Origin of the sequence: Streptomyces sp. NPDC002265, assembly GCF_040296125.1 — a bacterium.
Classification (GTDB): domain Bacteria; phylum Actinomycetota; class Actinomycetes; order Streptomycetales; family Streptomycetaceae; genus Streptomyces.
In genome coordinates this window covers 20,545-41,694 of sequence record NZ_JBEOWS010000016.1, presented here as the reverse complement: position 1 = coordinate 41,694, position 21,150 = coordinate 20,545, and the positions used below count along the sequence as shown (strand labels likewise).

Genomic DNA, 21,150 nt, shown 5'->3' with positions numbered 1-21,150 from the left:
GACGACACCGGGCGGCGTCCGGCGGCTCGGGAGTGCGGGGGCGGTCCCGGGGGGTGCGGGGGAGTGCGGGCGCCCCGATCGGCCGCGGACCGGACGCTCCACCGACGATACGGAATCAGGTGAGCGAATCGACGTAACAAACATTCCTCTACGTCTCATCTGGTCAATCAGTCGTTCGCTATCTATGGTTCTGCATGCCGAATCGTCTGTCGGCGATCTCCCGTACCTCCCCGGTCGAAAGCAGGCCCCCATGCCCCGACACCCCCAGAACCCCGACCGCACGCTGCTCGTCACCGGCGCCGACGTCGCCGCCGCGGGCACCCCGGTCCGAGCCGAGGCACTGGCGGTGCGTGGCGACCGCATCGTGCACGTGGGCACCGCCGAGGACGCCCGCGAGGCGCTCGGCGGCCGGGCGGACGAGGAACTGGCGCTGGACGGCGGCCTGGTCCACCCCGGATTCGTCGACGCGCACTGCCACCCGGTGATGTACGGCCAGGCCCTCGCCTGGGTCGACCTGCGGCCCGAGCGCGTCGGCGACATCGACACCATGGTCGAGGTGTTGCGCGAGGCCGCCCGCGACATGCCCGCCGGCGTCCCGGTCCGCGGCTTCGGCTACGAGCACCGGCGCCTGGCCGAGGGCCGCCACCCGAACTGCCACGACCTCGACCGTGTCGCCGACGACCGCGAGGTGTACGTCATGAACGCCTCCGGCCACGGCGGCGTCGTCAACTCCCACACCCTGCGCACCTGCCGCGTCACCGCGGGCACCCCCTCGCCCGAGGGGGGCAGCATCGGGCACTTCGAGAACGGGGAGCCCGACGGCCAGCTCTGGGACGCCGCCTGCGACCTGCTCACCGGCCCGGCCGGAGTGAAGATCGGCAATCACGGCCCGAACTTCCACCTGTCCGAGCCCGAGGACATCATGGCTCCTCTGCTCCAGCTCGTGCTCGATCAGGCGGGCCCGAAACAAGCTCAGGACAGAGGCGTCGAACCCCGGGTCATCCAGCTCAAGGCCGAGCAGGAACTTCCAGTCCATGCGAGCCCGCACCTGGTCAGAGGCCTGCCTGTCGGTCAGCCCCTCCGCATACTGCAACACCGACACCAGCGCCAACGCCCCCGACCACACCGCAGGACACCCCCGCGACGAAAACGCCCCGGCAAACGCCGCATCCTCAAACAGCGGGCCCAACTCCTCACGGATCCGCACCGCGAGCGTCCCCTTGGGAAACGCCGCCCGCACCACCCGAGCCTTAAGCTCCGGCACCCCACATCGGCCCGAGGCTCCAACGACATCCTTCTCACCCCTCCCACGATCACAGCGACCGTGGTGGACCAACGACACCCGCCAGCTCGAATCACGCTTTTCTCAGCAGAGTCCTTCAGGCCGGGGGTGAAGCGAATCCTGTGGTGGCGACGCGGAGCGTCGCGGTGGTGTTCCGGCGGAGCCGGACTGTGCTCGGTGACGGTGACGGATCGCGTGTGTGTTCCCGGTGACGGCACGGGTTCGATATGCCTAGTGTGATCGTCATGCAGCTCCGGTACGCCTTCAGGTTGTACCCCGATGCCGCTCAGCAGGCCGCGCTGGCCAGGGCGTTCGGGTGCGCCCGGGTCGTGTTCAACGACGCGGTCCGCGCCCGTGAGGAGGCCCGCAGGACCGGGCTGCCGTTCCCGACGGCCGGACAGCTGTCCCGACAGCTGATCACCGAGGCGAAGCAGACGAAGGAACGGTCCTGGCTGGGCGAGGTCTGCGCGGTGGTGCTCCAGCAGTCCCTGCGTGACGCCGAGGCCGCCTACCGCAACTTCTTCACCTCCCTCAAGGGCACCCGCAAGGGACCGAAGCTGGGCCCGCCCCGCCTGAAGTCCCGCAAGGACGCCCGGCAGTCGATCCGCTTCACCGTCAACGCCCGCTGGAAGATCACCGACAGCGGCCGTCTGAACCTGCCGAAGATCGGCGCGGTGAAGGTGAAGTGGTCGCGCACCCTGCCCGCCACACCGTCGTCGGTCACCGTGATCAAGGACGCGGCAGGCAGATTCTTCGCGTCCTTCGTCATCGACACCGACCCCGCCGAGGACGCCGCACGGATGCCCGACACCGGGCAGACCATCGGCATCGATCTCGGCCTCACGCACTTCGCTGTCCTGTCCGACGGCACGAAGATCGACTCCCCGCGCTTGTTGCGGCGCGCGGAGAAAAAGCTGAAGAAGGCGCAGAAGGAGCTGTCCCGCAAGCAGAAGGGATCGAAGAACCGTGCCAAGGCCCGTCTCAAGGTCGCCCGCGCCCATGCCAAGGTCGCTGACGCCCGCCGGGAGTTCCACCACCAGCTCTCCACGAAGCTGATCTCCGAGAACCAAGGGATCGCCGTGGAAGACCTGTCGGTGGCGGGACTGGCGCGCACCAGGCTGGCCAAGTCCGTCCACGACGCCGGCTGGTCGCAGTTCGTGGCCATGCTGGAGTACAAGGCGGCACGGTACGGACGCACGCTGGTGAAGATCGGGCGTTTCACACCGACCTCGCAGACCTGCTCCACCTGCGGCGCGGTCGACGGGCCCAAACCCCTGTCCGTAAGGGAATGGACCTGCACCGCCTGCGGCACCCTCCACAACCGGGACACCAACGCCGCGATCAACGTCAGACAGGCCGCCGGACTGGCGGCATCGGCCTGCGGAGCGCCGGTAAGACCAGAGCCTGTTCTGGCACAGCGCGAAGAAACAGGAAGCCACGGATTCCCGACCGGAAACCGTGCCGCGTAGCGGCACGGCAACCAGTCGAGAAGGCCAGAATCCTTGCCCTTCAGGGCGAGGAGCATGTCAAACCGGCATCTCGCTCTCCTACCAGATCTGCAACCTGGTCTTCGGCGGCTTCGCGCCGGTCGCCGCGGTCTGGCTGGCGTCACTGGCCGGCGGCGCCTACTGGCCGCCCGCGGTCGCGCTGATGGCCGTCTCCGTGATCGGCATCTGGTGCACGCTGCGGCTGCGCACCTACCACCGGCGGCGGGCCGTCGCCGCGACGACGACCGCCGAGCGGACCCCGGTGCCCGCCGGCGCCTGACCCGCAGTCCCCCGGAACCGGCCCGGTCCTCCCCGCTCCCGCGGCGCGGACCGGGCCGCGGTGTGTGTGCCGCGGCGCGCCCCGCCGCATGAAGCGCACCCCCACGGGTACTCGCGTGCCCTGAACGGGGACGGTGGACGGTTCCGGGGCCTGCATGGCGCCGCGCGGCAAGCGGGAACGGTCGAACAGGCCCTGGAGCCCTCGCCGACCCGGTGACAGCCGATCACGGCGGGTGACAGGGCGGGTGACAGGGCTATGACCACCGAGAACGATCCGAAGTCCGGCGGACGGACCGCCCGTGCCACCGACGAGGCGGTGGTCCGCGCACTGCTCGACCGCCAGCAGCGGACCTACGCGGAGCAGGCAGGCATCCGGCTGCGCAACACCCCGGCCCCCCTCTACCAGACGCTGGTGCTGGCGACCCTTCTCAGCGCCCCCATCCGGGCCGACACCGCCGTAGCCGCCGCCCGTGCGTTGTTCGAGGCGGGGCTGCGCACCCCGAGGGCGATGCTGGAGGCCTCGTGGCAGGACCGCGTGGACGCACTCGGCCGGAGCGGCTACCGCCGCTACGACGAGCGCACCGCCACCATGCTCGGCAACGGCGCCGCGCTGCTGCTCGACCGCTGGCACGGTGACCTGCGCCGGTTGCGCGAGGAACCCGATCCGAAGCAGGCCCTGCTGGACCTGCCCGGGATCGGGCCCACCGGCGCCGACATCTTCCTGCGCGACGTACAGGGAGTGTGGCCGGAGCTCGCGCCGTACATCGACCGCAAGGCCCTGGAGGGGGCCCGGCGGCTCGGACTGCCGGCCTCGCCCGGGAAGCTCGGCGGCCTCGCTCCCGACCGCGACCTCACCCGGCTGGCGGACGGCCTGGTCCACGCGGCGCTCGACAAGCCACTGGCCGGCGAGGTCCTCGCCGCGGCCACGGCGACCCGGCCGCCCGCGTGAGCCGTGAACGGCCGGGGGCCGCGGGCGGGTTCGGCCATATCCACTGCGGCAGACCCGAGCCGCCGCGGCAGCCACGCGCCAAGCCGCTGCGGCAGTCCCGAGCCGCCGCGGCACACCCGAGGTGGCCGTCCTCGACCGAGCTCACGCCCCCATACTGCGATAAACTGGGACAAGAGTGTCCGGGTCCGTCGGTCCTTCGTGGCGCAGCCGCCCCGAACGGTGCGGGACGGCGGCCGACAACTGCGCGATCAGCAGGAAATCGACTCCAACATCGCCCGGGGACCGCTGACTTCCCGCGTGTCCGCATCCCCGTAGGTCGGTTCTCATGGACCTCAACACCATCACCGAAGTAGTCCGCCGACCGTCCGAGCGGCCGGGCGCGGACTGGCGCGAGGGCGACGCCTGGCTCGCGGGCGGGACATGGCTCTACTCCATGGAGCAACCGGACCTGCGACGGCTGATCGACCTGACGGCGCTGGGCTGGGAACCCCTCGTCCCGACGGACCGGGGCCTGGAGATCAGCGCCACCTGCACCGTTCGCGATCTGTACGCCTTCCCGTGGCCGGTGCGCTGGACCGCCGGAGTCCTCTTCCGCCGGAGCTGCGAGGCATTCCTGTCCTCGTTCAAGGTCTGGAACGCGGCCACCGTCGGCGGCAACATCTGCATGTCCCTGCCCGCAGGCCCGATGATCACGCTGACGGTCGCGCTGGAGGCGCGGTACGAACTGTGGGCACCCGACGGCTCCGTGCGCTTCGTCGACGCCGTCGACTTCGTCACGGGCGACCACCGCAACATCCTCGCGCCCGGCGAGATCCTGCGGCGCGTCACCGTACCGGAGCACGCGCTGCGCGCACGCGCCGCGCACCGCCGCTTCACGCTGACCCGGCTCGGCCGCTCGACCGTGTTCCTCGTCGGCACCCAACAGCCGGGCAGGCACGACCTGTTGCTCACCATCACCGCCGGGACCACCCGGCCGGTCCGCATCGCCTTCGACTCCGTGCCCGACGCCCGGACCCTGCGGCGCAGCATCGACGCGGTGCCGGCCGACGTCTGGTTCGACGACCCCAACGGATCCCCTGATCACCGTCGGCATCTGACCCGGCACTTCGCCGAGGAGATCCGCCGCGAACTGACGGCGGGTGACCTGACATGAGCTACCGCGTGAACGGCAGGTCGTTCGACCGGAAGCCGGCTCCCGGCCAGTGCCTGCGCACCTTCCTGCGCGAACTCGGCCACTTCGGCGTCAAGAAGGGGTGCGACGCGGGCGACTGCGGTGCCTGCACGGTGTGGCTGGACGGCACACCGGTGCACAGCTGCATCACCCCCGCGTTCCGCGCGGACGGACGTGCGGTGACCACGATCGAGGGCCTCGGACGGCCGGGCGCCCCGCACCCCATGCAGCGGCAGTTCGAGAACGCTCCGGGGTTCCAGTGCGGGTTCTGCACCGCCGGGATGATCATGACCTCGGCGACCTTCACCGAGGAGCAGAAGGCAGACCTGCCGAGGGCGTTGAAGGGCAACCTCTGCCGCTGCACCGGCTACCGGGCGATCGAGGACGCCGTGAAAGGCGTCGGCGCGGTGGAGACCGCCGCACCGGGCAAGGCCGTCGGCACGAGCGTCGGCGCGCCCGCGGGACACGACGTGGTGACCGGCCATGCCGAGTTCACCATGGACACCCACATCGACGGCATGCTGCACCTCAAGGTGCTGCACTCGCCCCACGCGCACGCCCGGATCCGCTCCATCGACAAGCGCGCCGCCCTCGCGGTGCCCGGCGTGCACCGGGTCTACACCTGGCAGGACGTGCCCCGCAGACGCTTCACCACGGCGATCCACACCGACCACCTGGTCGACCCGGACGACACCTACATCCTCGACGACACGGTCCGCTTCGCCGGTCAGCGCGTCGCCGCGGTCCTGGCCGACACGGTCGGGGCGGCCGAGGAGGGCTGCCGGCGTCTCGACGTCGCGTACGAGGTGCTGCCCGCGGTCTTCGACCCGGAGGCGGCGATGGCCGACGACGCACCCCAACTGCACGGCTCCCACGACCCGTTCGTCCGCGACCCCGTCCACAACATCCTGATCGAGCTGCACTCGCAGATCGGTGACGTCGACGCGGGGTTCGCCGCGGCCGACGTGATCCACGAAGGCACCTACTTCTCACCGCGGGTGCAGCACGCGCATCTGGAGACCCACGGCTCGATCGCCTGGATGGAGGACGGCCGGCTGAACGTCCGTACCAGCTCGCAGTCGCCGTCGATCGCGAAGGTCAAACTGGAGTACCTGTTCGCGCTGCGCCCGGACCAGGTGCGGGTGTTCTGCAAGCGCGTCGGCGGCGGCTTCGGCGGCAAGCAGGAGGTGATCACGGAGGACCTGGTCGCGCTCGCCGCCCTGGACACCGGGCGGCCCGTCTGCCTGGAGCTCACCCGGGAGGAGGAGTTCACCACCGCCTCGCCGCGGCATCCCATGTCCCTGACGGTCAGGCTGGGCGCGAAGTCCGACGGCACCCTCACCGCCTTCCAGGTGCGCAACGTGTCCAACACCGGCGCCTACGGAAACCACGGCGGCGAGACGCTGTTCGCGGGCGGCGCGGCGGTCATGATCTACCGCTGCCCCAACAAGAAGTACGACGCGTACTCCGTCTACACCAACACCGTGCCGAGCGGGGCACTGCGCGGGTACGGGATGACGCAGCCGGCCTTCGCCGTGGAGTCGGCGATGGACGAACTGGCCCGAGCCCTGCACCTGGACCCGCTGGAACTGCGACGGCGCAACATCGTGCGGCCCGGCGAGCCCCTGGTCGCCCTGCACGACGGCCCCGACGACGTGACCTTCACGGAGGACGGACTCGCCAAGTGCATCGACCTGGTGGACGGCGCCCTGGCCCGTACGGCCGACCGGCCGCCTCCCGGCCCCGACTGGCTCGTCGGCGCGGGTGCGGCGAGTTCCCTGCACGAGACCGCGCCCCCGACGGAACACCTCTCCGAGGCCTGGGTCACCCTCGGCGACGATCTCATCTACGAAGTCGCCGTCGGTACCGTCGAGTTCGGCGAGGGAACCTCCACGGCCCACGTTCAGATCGCGGCGAACCAACTGGGCACGACACCGTCCCGGATCCGTCTGGTGCAGTCCGACACCGACCGCACGGGATTCGACACCGGTGCCTTCGCGAGCGCCGGCCTCTTCGTGGCGGGCAACGCGGTGCTGCGGGCGGCGAACGCCGTGCGCGACCGTATCCTGGAGTTCGCCGCGGCCCACACCGGCGTCCATGTGGTGATGTGCTCGATGGACGACGACGGTGTCAGCTGCGGGGACCGGCGGGTGTCGCTGGCCGAACTCGTCGCGTTGGCCCGCAGGCGCGGCATCCGGTTCCGGGCCGCGCGCAAGGCGTACGGCTCGCCCCGGAGCGTCACCTCCAACACGCACGGGTTCCGGGTCGCCGTGCACCGGGTGACGGGCGAGATCCGGATCCTGTACAGCGTGCAGGCGGCCGACGTCGGGTTGATCATCAACCCGGCACAGGTACGCGGCCAGATCGAGGGCGGTGTCGCCCAGGGCATCGGCTTCGCCCTGACCGAGAACCATCACGTCGACGGCAACGGCGTCATGGTCAACCCGAACCTGCGCAACTACCGCATCCCCACCTATGCCGACATCCCCCGTACCGAGGTCCTCCTGGTGGGATCGGCGGACTCGGTGGGGCCCATGCGGGCGAAGGGGATGGCCGAGTGCTGCATCAACCCGGTCGCCCCCGCGCTGGCCAACGCGGTGCACGACGCCACGGGCGTCCGCTACCGCGCGCTGCCGCTGACCCCGGAACGCATCTACGGCCGGCTTCCCGCGGAACAGTCGGTGTCGGCAGGCTGAGCCGCCATGGACACCGAGCGGAACGTGGCCGCCGCGGCGACGGCGATCATCGGGCAGAAGGTCCTGCCCGGGATGGACGAGCCGTTCCGGTCGTGGCAGGAGGACCTCAACGCCGCGGCCGCCTACTACCCGGGCTTCCTCGGCGCCGAGATCTCCGCGCCGACACAGCTGCAGCCGGACTGGGTCGTCGTGTACCGGTTCGACTCGGTGGCGCACCTCCAGGCGTGGATCAACAGCGGGACCAGACAGACGTTTCTCGACGTCGGCGCGCAGTATTTCGACGGCCCGGCGACCCAGCAGGTGGTCAGCAGCGGCTCCCAGTCACTGGATCCGCTGGTCACCGTGGTGGTCACCCACCGCGTCCCGCCGCACCAGATCGACAGCTTCCTCGACTGGCAGCGCCGCATGGTCGAGGAGGAGAGCAGGTTCGACGGATTCCGCGGGACCGAGCTCTTCCGCCCCATCGAGGGACTCCAGGAGGAATGGACGACGCTGTACCGCTACGACAACGCCGAGCACCTCGACGCCTGGCTGACCTCGCCCCAGCGACAGCGGATCCTGGCGGAGGGCGAGAAGTTCAGCGACTACAAGCTGCACACGATCGACAACTCGTTCGGCAGCTGGTTCGCCTTCGAGGGCAACGGCAAGGAGGCACCGCCGCCCCCCTCCGAGACCAGGACCTCCCTCGCCGTCTGGGTAGGCCTCTACCCGACCGTGGTCCTGCTCTCCCTGGCCCTGTCCCCGGCCCACCTGCCCCTCTGGATCAACCTCCTGATCGGCAACCTCCTGTCGAGCTTCATCATGAGCTTCCTGACGATGCCCTACTACGTGAACCCCCTCCTGGGCCGCTGGCTCCGCCCACCCCCGGACGAACCCCCGAGAAGAACCAACGTCCGGGGCTTGTGCACCGTTGCCTTGGTGATGGCTATTTGGGCGCTCGTCTTCTACCTGATCACGGTCCGGTGGTGGACGTTGCCGTGACCGACGAGGGCACCGGTGGCCGCCGCGCGGGAGTTCGCCGAGCCGTCTTCCGGGCCTGGGGTTCCTGTTCAGCCTGGAAGCCGAGATCCGCGCCGAGGGCATCGCCCCGGTCGACACCGACGACGAACTCACCGACCTGTACCTGCCAGGCACCGGGACGGTGGCTCAAGCCGCACTGCTCCTCGTGGAGCGGCTGGTCGGCCGGCTGCGTCCCGAAGACCCCGGCCGGTCCGGATCAGACGCTCAGCCCGCCTGCCGCGAGCAGATCGATCACGTCGCTCACCAGCCCCCTGCCCATGCCGCCGGCGTCGAAGAGCTGCGTCTCGAAGGTCCTGGGACCGCGGAAGACCTCGGCGTACGCCGCCTGTTCCTCCAGAGGGAGTTGGAGGACCTGCAGGCGCCGGATGTCGACCCGCGAGGAACTGGAGGCGTGGGTTCCTGCCTGACGTCCGTTGGAGGGCGCGCGCAGACAGCCGGCGAGGAAGTGGGCGTCCAGCTTCGCGGGGTCCACCCGCAGGGCGTAGAGCTGTGACCCGAGAGCCGTCGGAGGCCCGTCGTGCACCCATGCCTTGAAGGCACGCACGACACCGGCGACCACGACGTCGCCCTTCTCGGCGATCGCGGATGCCGATGCGGCGTCGACGAGACCGCTGGCAGTGCCGTTCGCCAGCAGGTCGGCGATGGTGAGGAGAGGCACTGTGGAGCTGCCGGCTGCCGGCTGCCGTCGCGCCGTCCACCGGCTGTTGCCCCACGCGCAAGGGCAGGGCGCCGGCCTTGACGAGGTCGCCCACACCGGCCATGGTCTGCGACCTGCCGGTGCCGAAACCGAGCTCCGACAGGCGCTGGGCTCGACAGGCCAGATCGGCGAGCCGCGTCTCCAACTTCGCCCAGGACGTCGCGAGTTCGAGGCCGGACGGTTCGGCGCTCGCCGGCATGTAACGGCCAGGCGACATGATTCGCGCTGTCCGCCCGCGCCGCCCCAGGGCTCGAGCCGGTTGGTTCGGCTCGACCGCGGCTATGGCGAAGGCAAGCCCCGGGCATTGATAAGCGTCCCATTGACGATAAGTGTGTCGTCGTGCGAGGCTGAGCAGCCGTCACACCGGTGATGCCCTCACGAGCGTCTGGCGGTGTCCCTGCCTCCTTGGCCGCTCCCCTCAGGACGAATGACCACTTCGTTCCCGCATCACGCGACCCGCCCGGCTCGGTGTACGCGGGCCGTCACGCCACTTGGAGTCCTCATGGCCCGCATCCCCATACCCAACCCCAAGCTGGACGCGCGGGCTGCCGACCGGGCCGCCGGAGTGCTGCTCGGCGCGGCCGTGGGCGACGCGCTGGGCGTGCCGTACGAGTTCAAGGCGACGCTCAGCGATGATCAGCAGCCGAGGATGATCGGCGGTGGCCTGGGACCGTACGAACCCGGTGAGTACTCCGACGACACCCAGATGCAGGTCTGCATCGCCCAGGTGGCGGCGACCGGAGCGGATCTGCGCGACCGGGAAGCCCTGGACGCGATCGCCGCCAACTTCCAGGACTGGCTGGGCGAAGGCGCCAGCGATGTCGGCAACCAGACCAGCCTGATCCTGAGCATCGCCGTCCGCGCACCCGGGTCGGCGGGCACGGCGATGCGGGAGGCCGCCCGCGAGTACACCGCCGGCAACGCGCGCAGCGCGGGCAACGGCTCCCTGATGCGCACCGGGATCGTGGCCCTCGCCCACCTCGGTGACGCCGCGGCCATGGCCGAGGCCGCAGTCGCAGTCAGCGCGCTCACCCACCCCGACCCCGATTGCGCCGACGCCTGCGTGTTGTGGTGTTCCGGCATCCGCACCGCGGTGCTGGACGGGAACTTCGACGGCGTACGCGCCGGCCTGGACCTCCTCCCCGCCGAACGCCGGGACATATGGGCCGAGAGGCTGGACGAGGCCGAGGCCCACCCGCCGCACCACTTCACCAACAACGGCTGGGTCGTCCATGCACTCCAGGCCGCATGGTCGGCGATCAACCGCACCGCCGTACCGGAGTTGAACCCCGCCGAGGGCGGCTTCCCCGCCCAGCACCTGCAGCTGGCCCTGGAGGCAGCGGTACGCGCCGGAACGGACACCGACACCGTCGCGGCTATCGCCGGCGCCCTGCTCGGCGCACGCTGGGGCTGCTCCAGCGTACCGCTGGAATGGCAGCGGGCCGTCAATGGCTGGCCGGGCCTGAACGGGGCCGATCTGGTCCGGCTGGCTCTGCTCACCGCCCGCGGAGGCAGCGACGACGCCGTCGGCTGGCCCTCGGCGCCGCAGCTGCCCTCCTCCCACTCCCGCTTCGCCATACCGCACCCGCACGACCCCGGGGTGGTGCTGGGCAACCTGACGACGGCCCAGGGCGCCGAACCGGTCGACGTCGACGCCGTGGTGTCGCTGTGCCGTATGGGCACGGGTCCGGTCCTGCCCGGTACCGACGTCGAGCACGTCCGCGTCTGGCTCGTGGACCAGCAGGGAGACAATGCCAACCTCCACTACGTCGTGGACCAGGCTGCCCGTGAAGTTCTGCGGCTGCGCCAGGAAGGCAAGCGGGTCCTTCTGCATTGCTACGCCGGACAGAGCCGCACCCCGGCCGTTGCCGCCGTCTACAGCCGCCTGGCCACCGGCACCGACCCCGAGACCGCACTGAAGGACTTGCGCGCCGCGCTCGTGAACGGCTGGCACCTGTCGGCACACCCCGAACTGTGCAGCGCGGTGTACGAGCTGACCACCCCGGCAGCCACTGGAGGGGAGACGGCCGGAGCCGTTTCATGGAGGAATCAGGCGCACGACGTCACGGCGGGCGTGGGGACGACGGTCGTCAGCACCGGTCTGTGCGACGATGCCGCCGCCGAGCAGGATTCGCCGTTCTCCGTGGAGCCCGACGTGGACCGGATGCCTCGGGAGTTCCTGAAGGAGAAGCACGCGATCTCCCGGGTACGCGGGCTGCTGCTCGGTCTGGCGATCGGCGACACGCTCGGCCGCGCCAAGGGCAAGCTCCCGACCGACGGTCCGTTGCGGGCCGGGGTGAGCACCCAGCTGGCCTGTTTCACCACCGAGGGAACCATCCGCGCGTGGGTTCGCGGCCACCACAGGAGTCTTCCCCCCGCCCCGTCCTCGGCGGTGTGGCACGCCTACTGCCGGTGGGCGGCCCTACAAGGTCTCCAGGCCCACCGCTGGGCATCAGGCGAGGAGATGTGGCCCGACGGGTGGCTCGCCCGGGTGCCCGCCTTGGCCGAACGGCGCGGCTCGGCACCGGCGACCGTGGCCGCGCTCGCCAAGGGTGTGCACGGCCACGTGGAGATGCCGACGACCAGCCGCGGCTGCCACGCGCTCACCCGTACCCTTCCGGTCGCCGTGCTCGGCGCCGCCCACGGCTCCGAGCCGGCAGCTGACTCGGCCCGCCGGATCGCAGCCCTCACCCACGGCGACCCCGCCGCGCAGGGCGCGACTGCCCAAGCGGTGGTTCTGGCCCAGCACTGCCTGACCGGCCTGACCGAGACGCAGGCCTCGTCCGGCGGTCGGACGCAGGTGCGGCAGGCGCTACGGGAAGGCCTTCGTGCCCTCCGTGGTATCGGTCTCGGTTCCGCCCCCGAGGAGCTCGACCGGCTCACCGCCGTGGTTGAGGAAGCCGTCGCTCACCCGGCCGAGACCGAGCGGCTCGTGAAGCTCGCGCCGGACGCTACCGCGCCTTCGGCCCTGCTGGGCGGCGTGTACGTCGCCGCATCCTTCCCGGAACGGGCCCAGGTCGCTGCCGCGTTGAGTTTTGCCGCCGACGCGCCGGACGGCGATTCGGTCGGCTGCGTGGCTGGTGCACTGCTCGGAGCGGCCCACGGCGTCGAGGCCCTGCCCGTCGATCTCGTCAGCCGTCACGAACTGGCTTGGGTCCTCGACACCCTGGCCCGCGACCTAGTCGCCCAACTCACGGACGCACCCAGTGGCAGCGAGTACGACCCGGGCTGGGACCCGAACTGGTGGGACCGCTACCCCGGCTGGTGACCCGTCACTGAACTCCGTTCTGCTTCGCCCCGGCCCACGGCCCCGAACAGGGCCGTAGGCCGGGCCGATGACAGACGTCGCACTTCCCGTGCCTATGGCAACGCGGGCACAGCGGTCCTCCGTGATTGCTGAGCGTAGAGAACTCCGTGAACTCGTGCCCAGGCCCTACCCAGCCCGTCTCCCGAACCCTGGCGGCTACCTGTTGCCGGTCGGTCTCAGTCCTCCAGGCGCACCGGCATCAGGATCGAGAAGCTGTCCGCGTCGTCGGGCCGGCGGATTGCGAGCGGTGCCGTGGGAGCGCCCAGCTCCAGGATCAGCTCGTCCCGGGCTCCGGCGGCGAGCGCGTGCAGCAGGAACTCGCGGTTGACGGCGACGTTGTCCTGGTCGTCGTCACCGTCCTCGCACACGATCACGGTCCCGTTCCCCGTCACCCGGAGCACGCTCAGGGCGCAGGGCTCGCCGTCCTGCTTGCGTGCCTCGCCCGCGCGGACCGGACCCGTCTCCAGAGCATCTCGGAAAGCCGCTGTATCGACACGGGCCCGGCGACCGGCCGACAGCTGGACGAGACGACGATAGTCGGGGAACTCGGAGCCGAGACTCTGGCCGGCCGTCTGCCGATCCCCCGCCTCCAGCGTCACACGGTCACCGTCCACGACGAGGTGGACGGACTCGTCGCCGGCCAGCAGTGCCCGCATCGCGTCGGCGAGCGGCAGTGGAACGACGGTCCGGACATGAAAATCGCCGTGCCCGGTCGTACGGGCCCGCGCGACCGCCATTCGGTACCGGTCGGTGGCCACCGCATTCAGCCCTTCGCTCTCGATATCGAACAGGATCCCGCCGAGCATCGGCAACTCCGGGTCGGTACCGGCCGCGAATCGGACCGAGTCCAGCGCGGCGGCCAGCTCCGCGGCGGGCACAGACAGGCGGACAGTGGCGGTGGCGAGCGAGGGCATGGGGTTCTCCCTGTGGTCGAGGAGGGCTCGGAGTGTGGAGAACTCACTGCGGGCATCGGACAGTCCCAGTTCGAGACGGCGCAGGTGGGCGTCAAGGAGACCCCGCACCAGCTCCGAGTCCGTGCCGGCCCACCCGGCCAGTACCAGCCGGATGTCCGCCAGGGGCATGCCGGCGCGGCGCAATCGGGCCAGCAACCGGGCCTCCTCCAATTGTTCGGGCTCGTACCAGCGGTAGCCGCTGACCGGGTCCACCCAGGCGGGGACCAGCACACCGGCACGGTCGTAGAACCGGAGCGCGCTCACGCTCAGTCCGCCGTCCCGGGCCATCTCCCCGATGCTGCGCATCTCGTTCTCCACACCCGGAACTCTGGGCCCTCGACAAGGTCGAGGGTCAACCTCGGCCACGGCCCGGCTCGACAACTCAGACCGGGCAGTCGGCTCCCGTGAGGGCCGTGCCCCAACGGATCATCATGTAGTGGGAGCCGCCGATCTCCGCCACGGCACAGCGAGAGTACGGCCAGGCGCTTCCCGCACTCTCCCGTTCGCTCACGAGAGCCCGGCACGCATCCCCGGCGGCCAGCCCCGCCCAGGCGTCGACCTGCTGCTCGTTCCACTGCACGTAGTCCGACCAGACGTACATCACCGAATTGGCGGGGTCGAAGCCCACCTTGATCTGCCCATTGCCGAGCACACGATCCGTACCGAGCGTCTGACGCATCCCGTTGGTCCCCGCGATGATCTTCCGGGTAGCGCCGTCCGCGACCCGGATCGCCGCGCTGTCGGTACTGGGTATCAACGCCTGCCCCAAGCCGTCCTCGTTCGGCTGCCAGTCCTGCGAACCGTCCGTGTCCTGCCCGGTACCGTTGTCGGCGGCCGACTGGCAGACGGTGTTGGTGACGAAGTCGTCCTGCCATGTCACTCGGAGTTCCTGGCCCTGCTGCTCCTTCACCATGACATACGTGCGGTACGGCAGGTCGGGGTGCAGGCGGAGGACGACGTCCCGCACCGTCAGACACATCGACCGGGCGATCTCCGTCTCGGCGTAGATCGAGCCCTGTTCGTCGGAGGTCAGCCGGTATGCCGCCATTTCGTATGGCATCTACGACCTGACCGCCGATGCCGACTGGGTCAACGTCGGCGTCGACCTGGAAGGCTTCGAGCCCAGGCGTGTCGATGTACGGCGTGGGCCGCCCTTGACCCGCAAAAGCAGGCAGGGAGCAGACAATTCGGGGGTTTCTTCGCGCTTCGTACCATGTTCAAGTCCAAGATCTAGCGCTTGGGTGTTTCCGCAGGTCAGGGCCTTGATTGCCATTTTCGGGTCAGCAAATGATCAGCATCAGGCCGGACGGTGTCCGGCTTGCTGACCTGTACCCGCGGCAGTGACCTCCTGCGCCGCCCGGCGCCCTCCACCAGGCCACGGTCGAGAACCAGTTCCTGCGCCAGCAGCTCGGGCAGCGCGCTGCCATCGTCCACGCGCTGCCCCCGCAGCCTCGGCCGCCGACGGCCCACGCGGAACGTGACCTTCACGGCAGGTGAAGCGAGCCTCGGCGAGCGACCTAAAGGATCATGCAGGTGGTGGTGGCGTGGGCGATCAGTTTGCCCTGCTCGTCGAGCACCCTGCCTTCGGCGGTCGCCGTACGGCGGCCGGCGTGGATGACGGTGCCCTCGGCGGTGAGGGTCTGGCCCTCGGTGCGGGCGGCGCGGATGTAGTTGACCTTGAGTTCGAGGGTGGTGTAGCCGGTGCCGGCGGGGAGGGTGGTGTGGACGGCGCAGCCCATGGCGGAGTCGAGGAGGGTGGCGGCGATGCCGCCGTGGACGGTGCCGAGAGGGTTGGCGAAGTCGGGGCGGGTGTCGAGGGAGATGACGATGCGGCCGTGTGCGACCTCGTCGAAGCGCATGCCGAGCAGGCGGCCGATGGAGGGGATGTCAGTGGGGCGTTCGGTCTGCACCCAGCGCATCAGTTCCAGGCCGGTCATGGCGGTGAGGTCGGTGGTGGTCACGGGTCGTTCTCCTTGCATGGTGCTGGTGGTGCCGCCCCGAGGGGCGGGGTGTTCATCAGGCGGGGAGAGGCTGGACACGGGCGGGAACGTGCTTGTGCCAGGGGGTTCCGGCGATGGGGTCGCGCCAGGTGAGGTCAGTGAGGGTGTTCAGAGCGACGCCGGTGCGTTCGGTGCCGCCGCCTTGGGTGGGCAGGTCGAGGCCGAAGCCGTTCGGCAGGGCCGCGTGCCCGGGGTGCAGGCGGTCGTCGCTCTCGACCACCGCCTCAGTGGTGCCGCGCGACGCGGTGATCTGGGCGAGGGCGCCGTCGGACAGGCTCAGCCGTTCGGCGTCGTGCGGGCTGACGCGCAGGGCGTCCTGTTGGTCGCGCTCGCGCCAGGTGTTGTCGCGGAAGATGGTGTTTGCGGTGAACGCCCTGATGCGGTGGGCGGTCGGGGCAGCTCCTGCCCCGGGAGACGGCGCCCAGGGCACGGCTTGGTGCGGTCCGTGAGGTGCTGGTCAGCCGAGCGGGTTGGTGGTGTCGCGCAGGGTGGCCAGGGCCGGTGCGTACATGCGGGCCTTGATGGTGCCGAGGGTGTCGCCGGCCTTGTTCACCTGTGCCTGGGCGATCTCGATCGCGGTGGAGCGCACGGCTTCCTCGGTGACGGCCTGGTCGACGATGCCGGTGGCCGCGGCGTCGGCGCCGCCGTAGCGACGGGCGGTGATCATGGCCTCGTGCGCGGTCTGCGGCGCCAGCCGGGATTGGATGAGGGCGGCCATGCCGGGGGTGAAGGGGATGTTGATGTCCGCTTCGGGCAGGCACCAGTAGCCGCGGTCGGCGCGCATGACGCGGAAGTCGTGAGCGAGGGAGAACATCGCGCCGGCGGCGAAGGTGTGCCCCTGCAGCGCGGCCACCGTGATGACCGGCAGCGACAGCATCCGCGCGAACAGCTCGTGGACGGTGACGACGTAGTCCTGGTGGTGGTCGGTGTGGGCGGACAGCCAGTCCAGGTCGAGCCCGTTGGAGTAGAACTTGCCGGTGGCGGCGGTGACCAGGGCGCGAGGGCCTTCCGCCTTCTCCACCTCGTCGAGCGCGGCGCCGACGGCGGTGAGCCAGTCGGGGTGGAAGCGGTTCTCTCCGTCTCCCAGATCGAGGACGAAGACGTTGTCCTGACGGTCGAGTGAGGGCATGGCGACTCCTTCGGGCTGAGATGAATTGGACAAGCGACTGCGGGCTATGGCCGGGGACCGGATTCGGCACCGGGGCGGTCGCGCAGGGCGTGGAGGAGCAGGTCGTGGATCTCGGCGGCGGCTGCCTCGATCGGGGCGGTGCTCCGTTCGGCCCGGCACATGATCACCGCGCCTTCGACGGCGGCGATCATGAAGGCACCGAGTCGGCGGCTGCGTTCCTCGGTCAGGCCGTGCCGGACGAGAAAAGCCGTGAGGGCCTCCTGCCAGCGGGCGAAGACCGCGGCGGCCGAGCGGGCAAGCTGGGGTGCATCGTCGTTGGTCTCCACGGCCACCGCCGCGATCGGGCAGCCGGCCCGGAAGCCGCTCTCCACGAGCCGGTCACGCCACAGCCGGAAAAACGCGTCGACGGCCGCCACCGGGTCATCCACCTGCATCGCGGTGTCGATCAGCCCCGTGAGGAAGTCCCCCGCCAGTGCCAGCGCCTCCTCGATGAGCTGCGCCCGCCCGCCGGGGAAGTGGTGATACACCGAGCCCCGAGGAGCTCCGCTGTGGGCGAGCACCCGGTCGATGCTGGTCGCGCTCGCACCGTATTCACGCAGCAGAGCTGCAGCACTGAGGACCATCCGGTCACGGCTTTCACTCTTGCGCGGGCTCATCTGTTCACCGGCTTCCCCATGGCCGTACGGCCCACCAAACGGTCTACCTGTCAGTAACTTAAGGTGTATGCCATAGAACATGCAAGAGGGGTTGCCGGCGGTCACTGAATCGCGGACGACCCGGTGAAGGGGGTCCAGAAGCCGGAGTACGCCCGCGAGAAGGCGCTCATCCCGTCCCTCGACTATGTGAAAACGGCGCTGACCGCCGCGGATCACATCCTTGCTCTCGAGATCGTCATGACGGCGGGCTGCGGCTTGCGAAACGGGGAAGCCCGGGCAGTGAACGTCAACAACGTTGTGCGGGAGCAGGACGTCGAGAGCAGATGCCCGTCGGCGCGGCAGGCGTGGGTGGGCTGCGGACCGCCCGGGCTGCGGCGGTGCCGCGCGGCGAGCCGTGCGCCCTCGTCCCCGGCCGACCCCGTGGTGATTGCGTCCTTGAAGGCGCGGGCCGGCTCGCGGCCGGCGGCATCGTATGCGCGACTCGGCAGGGGCCAGGAGCCTGTCGCCGCGCAGGGTGCGCCGCATCGCTGGCGCGCTCGCCTGCTCACCGGGAGCAGACACAGCCGTAACACGGCTTCCAGTCACCTACGCGGAGCGCTCTGGAGTCCCGGGGCGCCTACAGCGGACGGCGACGGCCGCGATGTCGTCATCGAGCCTTCCGCCGCTGTAATGGAGTAGGTCTCGGTGAAGCCGGTGCAGCAGCTCACGGGGCGTCGCCGGGCCGAGCTGCCGCATCCACTCCGGTAGCGGGAAGAACGTGCCGGCCCGGTCCCGGGTCTCCGTCACGCCGTCGGTGTAGAGCAGCATCTGGTCGCCGGAGGCGAAGGCGACGGTGTCGACGTTGTAGTCGTCCCCGAGGAGCGTCGCGAGGTTGAGGGGTGGTGAGGGGACGGTGGGCTCAAGGACGCGGATCTCGCCGTTGCGCATCACCAGTGGCGGAGGATGTCCACAATTGAGGATTTTGACATGTCCGCCGCCGCTGGGGATCTCGGCGATCAGAGCAGTGGCGAAGTGCTCAGGCTGATCCGGGTCGAGGGTCGCGACGCTGTAGCGCCCTATGCTCGTCTCCAGCCGATGGATGACGCCCCTCAGGTCGGGCTGGTCGTACGCGTTCTCCCTGAAGCAGTTGATCACCGCCGCGGCAGCTCCCACGGCCGGCAGCCCTTTGCCGCGCACGTCACCGATGAGCAGCCGAACCCCGTACGGCGTGTCGGCCACCTCGTAGAAGTCGCCTCCGATCCGGGCCTGCTCCTGAGCCGCCAGATACAGCGACTCGACATCGAGGCCTTGGACACGGTGCGGCAGCGGGCGCAGCAACACCTGCTGCGCTGCGTCGGCGACGAGCCGGACCTGGAAGAGCGCTTCCTCTCGCTGGAGTCGAAGATGACTCGCATATGCGGCCGCCAAAGTGACCGCGACGATCGCAGCCGCCGTATAGGGCGTTCCGAGATCGGAGTACACGAGGCTGAGCCCGATCATGGACAGCAGGCAGAACGCCCCCAGCGCGATCGTCGGGAGCACGGGCCACACCGCAGCGGCCAGGGCGGGTGCGGCAGGCAGGAGACGGCTGAAGGCGATCTCCCTGGGAGTGGCGAAGGCCAAGCCAGTGATGAGGACGGTGAGAATCACGGGGGACAGCACGACGATCTCGCGTGGGTCATCGGATGAAGGGCGGTGGTGCCGGGGTCGTCGTGTCCTGATCACAAAAATCATCTTAACGGGGCATAACGGGCTTCGTTCCGTGAGAGTACCGGCGCCCATGCGCGCCGACCGGCCGCTGGACCGCGCCGTGCAGCCCCCTCGGAACGCCCCCGGCTGTGAGCGGCCCTTCCGCGGTGGGCGGCCCAGGGGTCGGAGCCCGTCGTCAAGGACCGACAAGGTGAAGCTCGCGCCTCCCCGGGCCGAGCCTCACTCTCTTCGAGGGCGCACGTGGTCTGGGACCACGGCCGTCTTTGGCACGAACCACAGGTCATGGCCTTCATGTCCGGGAGGGGTCGCACGGTTGGCGACAGCGGCGTGATAGCGAGCGCTGCGGCGGAGCCCCGTCGAGGACCATCCCGACGGGGCGGTTCGTCGTGGCCGCCGGCGGCCCGTCGGCCTGGGTGGACGTCGGCTACCCGGCCTGCTGAGGCCGAGGCCGACGCCCTCGCCTTTCCCGGGAGCGGTGCGGGAGCGCCTGCGCGAGCAGCCGACCCGCCGCACGAAGGCACTCCCCGGTGCTGCGGTGGGGTTCGTGTGAGGGGGTGAAGTCCTCCGGCGATCGCCTGACGGGGCGTCTGGAAACTCGACAAGCGGTCGGCGCTGTCCTGGCCGAGCGCAACGACGAGTGGACCGAAGCCCGCCGACTGCACCGGACCTGACCGACCGGCCAGGGCCCGACTCCACTCGATCGCGTCAGAAGCCGACGACAGTCGACGTGAGCGGGCCACGGGCGTTCCGTGGTCAGACGCGGGCCTCGTAGACGATGTTGAACGGGGTTTGCACCGCCCGGCGGAAACGGGCCAGGCCGGCCTCCGATGCGACCTGACGGGTGCGCTCCTCGCCCGCCTGGGCGCCCAAAGCGCGGCCGGCCTCCTGGGACTGCGAGACCGGCGTGCAGATCAGGGTCGAGGCGCTGTAGTACGCGCGGCCGAGCGGTGTGAGGTTCTCCTCCAGCCGGTCACCCGCAAACGGCTCCACGAGCATGATGCTGCCGCCCTCGGCCAGCTGCTCTCTGCTGTGCGCCAAGGCGCCGACCGGGTCACCCATGTCGTGCAGGCAGTCGAAGAACGCGATCAGGTCGTACGGCCCGCCAGCGAAGTCCTTGGCGCCGGCCGTTTCGAACGAGACCCGGCCACTGACACCGCTCTCCGCCGCCAGCTCCCGGGCCGCGTCGACGGAGGGCCCGTGATTGTCGAAGCCGGTCACCAGTGCGCCAGGGAACGCCTTGCCGATCATCACGGTGGAGTGGCCCAGTCCACAGCCCACGTCGGCCGCCCTGCCGCCGGTGCGCAGCTTCTCCACCACGCCGGTCAGCGTCGGCAGCCACTCGTCCACCAGGTGTGCGGCGTAGCTGGGACGGAAGAAGCGGGCCGTCCCCGCGAACAAGTCCGGGTGGTGTTCGTGCCAGCCGACGCCGTGGCCGTCCCGGAAGGCGCGCTCCAGCCTGTCCCGTTCCTCGGCCGAGCCGCAGGACAGGAACGACTGGTACCCGCCCAGCGCGAAGACCGGACTGTTCTCCTCGGCGAAGACCGCACGCTGTTCCGGTGACATACGGAAGCGGTCATCGCCCTCGTAGGTCAGGTATCCGCCGGCGGCCATCGCGGCCAGCCATTCGCGGACGTTGCGCTCGGTGGTCCGGGTGCGTTCCGCGAGCTGCCCCGGGGTCACGGCTTCGCCGTCCACGAGGGCCTGGAAGAGCCCGAGCCTCTCCCCGAGCAGGGTTAGGGGTGCCGCCGCGACCGCGCCCAGATCGGTCAGGACCTTCCCGAGCAGCTCGTTCAACTTCGCTTCGTCCACGATGCTCATGTCGACCGACACGACCA

17 protein-coding genes and 3 pseudogenes are annotated in these 21,150 nt (G+C 70.2%); 9 read left to right on the top strand and 11 right to left on the bottom strand.

All coding sequences use genetic code 11. From position 1 onward, the window contains the following. Positions 1 to 184 precede the first annotated feature (184 nt). Positions 185 to 829, top strand: a pseudogene (locus tag ABT085_RS05035) (amidohydrolase family protein); the annotation flags it as partial. Between the two features lie 123 nt (positions 830 to 952). Here ABT085_RS05035 and ABT085_RS05030 read toward each other — a convergent pair. Further along, positions 953 to 1,336: pseudogene (locus ABT085_RS05030) on the bottom strand (transposase); the annotation flags it as partial. A 191-nt stretch (positions 1,337 to 1,527) separates the two neighbouring features. Here ABT085_RS05030 and ABT085_RS05025 point away from each other — a divergent pair. The 7 genes and pseudogenes from ABT085_RS05025 to ABT085_RS04995 all read left to right on the top strand — a co-directional run. Next, the gene (locus tag ABT085_RS05025; RefSeq protein WP_351602252.1) at positions 1,528 to 2,751 is read left to right on the top strand and encodes an RNA-guided endonuclease InsQ/TnpB family protein; all 1,224 of its coding nucleotides are present in this window, start codon (positions 1,528 to 1,530) and stop codon (positions 2,749 to 2,751) included. Continuing rightward, on the top strand, positions 2,741 to 3,049 hold the full coding sequence (locus ABT085_RS05020) for a hypothetical protein (RefSeq protein ID WP_351602249.1): 309 nt from the start codon (positions 2,741 to 2,743) through the stop codon (positions 3,047 to 3,049). Before ABT085_RS05025 ends, ABT085_RS05020 begins: the two co-directional genes overlap by 11 nt. A 255-nt stretch (positions 3,050 to 3,304) precedes the next feature. Then, entirely contained in the window at positions 3,305 to 3,997 is a 693-nt protein-coding gene (locus ABT085_RS05015; RefSeq protein WP_351602247.1) for an HhH-GDP family DNA glycosylase, read from the top strand. Positions 3,998 to 4,322: 325 nt separating this feature from the next. Then, complete coding sequence (locus ABT085_RS05010) at positions 4,323 to 5,150, top strand: FAD binding domain-containing protein (RefSeq protein ID WP_351602244.1); 828 nt, start codon at positions 4,323 to 4,325, stop codon at positions 5,148 to 5,150. Next, positions 5,147 to 7,864 (top strand): molybdopterin-dependent oxidoreductase, encoded by a 2,718-nt coding sequence (locus ABT085_RS05005; RefSeq protein WP_351602241.1) that lies wholly within the window; start codon positions 5,147 to 5,149, stop codon positions 7,862 to 7,864. Before ABT085_RS05010 ends, ABT085_RS05005 begins: the two co-directional genes overlap by 4 nt. A gap of 6 nt (positions 7,865 to 7,870) precedes the next feature. Beyond that, a complete protein-coding gene (locus tag ABT085_RS05000; RefSeq protein WP_351602238.1) occupies positions 7,871 to 8,845 on the top strand; it encodes an antibiotic biosynthesis monooxygenase in 975 nt (324 codons plus the stop codon). Between the two features lie 55 nt (positions 8,846 to 8,900). Next, positions 8,901 to 9,062: pseudogene (locus tag ABT085_RS04995) on the top strand (DUF2398 family protein); the annotation flags it as partial. An 18-nt stretch (positions 9,063 to 9,080) separates the two neighbouring features. Here the strand turns inward: ABT085_RS04995 and ABT085_RS04990 are convergent. Next, positions 9,081 to 9,542: a restriction endonuclease subunit S domain-containing protein gene (locus ABT085_RS04990; RefSeq protein WP_351602235.1), complete on the bottom strand. Its 462-nt coding sequence runs from the start codon at positions 9,540 to 9,542 to the stop codon at positions 9,081 to 9,083. A 541-nt stretch (positions 9,543 to 10,083) separates the two neighbouring features. Here ABT085_RS04990 and ABT085_RS04985 point away from each other — a divergent pair. Next, positions 10,084 to 12,849 carry an ADP-ribosylglycohydrolase family protein gene (locus ABT085_RS04985; protein ID WP_351602232.1) on the top strand — a complete coding sequence of 922 codons (2,766 nt, stop codon included), beginning with the start codon at positions 10,084 to 10,086 and terminating at the stop codon, positions 12,847 to 12,849. Positions 12,850 to 13,064: 215 nt separating this feature from the next. Here ABT085_RS04985 and ABT085_RS04980 read toward each other — a convergent pair whose 3' ends face one another. From ABT085_RS04980 to ABT085_RS04940, 9 genes are all read right to left on the bottom strand, one after another. Continuing rightward, positions 13,065 to 14,147: a DNA polymerase III subunit beta family protein gene (locus ABT085_RS04980; protein WP_351602229.1), complete on the bottom strand. Its 1,083-nt coding sequence runs from the start codon at positions 14,145 to 14,147 to the stop codon at positions 13,065 to 13,067. Positions 14,148 to 14,223: 76 nt separating this feature from the next. Next, a complete protein-coding gene (locus ABT085_RS04975) occupies positions 14,224 to 14,901 on the bottom strand; it encodes a hypothetical protein (protein WP_351602226.1) in 678 nt (225 codons plus the stop codon). Positions 14,902 to 15,095: 194 nt separating this feature from the next. Then, entirely contained in the window at positions 15,096 to 15,275 is a 180-nt protein-coding gene (locus tag ABT085_RS04970) for a hypothetical protein (protein ID WP_351602223.1), read from the bottom strand. A gap of 83 nt (positions 15,276 to 15,358) precedes the next feature. Beyond that, a complete protein-coding gene (locus ABT085_RS04965; RefSeq protein ID WP_351602220.1) occupies positions 15,359 to 15,802 on the bottom strand; it encodes a PaaI family thioesterase in 444 nt (147 codons plus the stop codon). Positions 15,803 to 15,857: 55 nt separating this feature from the next. Further along, a complete protein-coding gene (locus tag ABT085_RS04960) occupies positions 15,858 to 16,271 on the bottom strand; it encodes a molybdopterin dinucleotide binding domain-containing protein (protein ID WP_351602217.1) in 414 nt (137 codons plus the stop codon). Positions 16,272 to 16,298: 27 nt separating this feature from the next. After that, positions 16,299 to 16,970, bottom strand: a complete 672-nt coding sequence (locus ABT085_RS04955) for an enoyl-CoA hydratase-related protein (RefSeq protein ID WP_152890261.1) — start codon at positions 16,968 to 16,970, stop codon at positions 16,299 to 16,301. Positions 16,971 to 17,014: 44 nt separating this feature from the next. Continuing rightward, a complete protein-coding gene (locus ABT085_RS04950; RefSeq protein ID WP_351602214.1) occupies positions 17,015 to 17,707 on the bottom strand; it encodes a TetR/AcrR family transcriptional regulator in 693 nt (230 codons plus the stop codon). Between the two features lie 504 nt (positions 17,708 to 18,211). Beyond that, a complete protein-coding gene (locus ABT085_RS04945) occupies positions 18,212 to 19,147 on the bottom strand; it encodes a PP2C family protein-serine/threonine phosphatase (protein WP_351602212.1) in 936 nt (311 codons plus the stop codon). A gap of 921 nt (positions 19,148 to 20,068) precedes the next feature. After that, entirely contained in the window at positions 20,069 to 21,145 is a 1,077-nt protein-coding gene (locus tag ABT085_RS04940) for a methyltransferase domain-containing protein (protein WP_351602209.1), read from the bottom strand. Between the last annotated feature and the right edge of the window lie 5 nt (positions 21,146 to 21,150).

Coding starts and splice junctions, on each gene's coding strand:
- ABT085_RS05025 (WP_351602252.1), top strand. CDS start 1,528: ATGCAGCTCCGGTACGCCTTCAGGTTGTACCCCGATGCCGCTCAGCAG.
- ABT085_RS05015 (WP_351602247.1), top strand. CDS start 3,305: ATGACCACCGAGAACGATCCGAAGTCCGGCGGACGGACCGCCCGTGCC.
- ABT085_RS05010 (WP_351602244.1), top strand. CDS start 4,323: ATGGACCTCAACACCATCACCGAAGTAGTCCGCCGACCGTCCGAGCGG.
- ABT085_RS05005 (WP_351602241.1), top strand. CDS start 5,147: ATGAGCTACCGCGTGAACGGCAGGTCGTTCGACCGGAAGCCGGCTCCC.
- ABT085_RS05000 (WP_351602238.1), top strand. CDS start 7,871: ATGGACACCGAGCGGAACGTGGCCGCCGCGGCGACGGCGATCATCGGG.
- ABT085_RS04985 (WP_351602232.1), top strand. CDS start 10,084: ATGGCCCGCATCCCCATACCCAACCCCAAGCTGGACGCGCGGGCTGCC.
- ABT085_RS04980 (WP_351602229.1), bottom strand. CDS start 14,147: ATGCGCAGCATCGGGGAGATGGCCCGGGACGGCGGACTGAGCGTGAGC.
- ABT085_RS04975 (WP_351602226.1), bottom strand. CDS start 14,901: ATGCCATACGAAATGGCGGCATACCGGCTGACCTCCGACGAACAGGGC.
- ABT085_RS04955 (WP_152890261.1), bottom strand. CDS start 16,970: ATGCCCTCACTCGACCGTCAGGACAACGTCTTCGTCCTCGATCTGGGA.
- ABT085_RS04950 (WP_351602214.1), bottom strand. CDS start 17,707: ATGTTCTATGGCATACACCTTAAGTTACTGACAGGTAGACCGTTTGGT.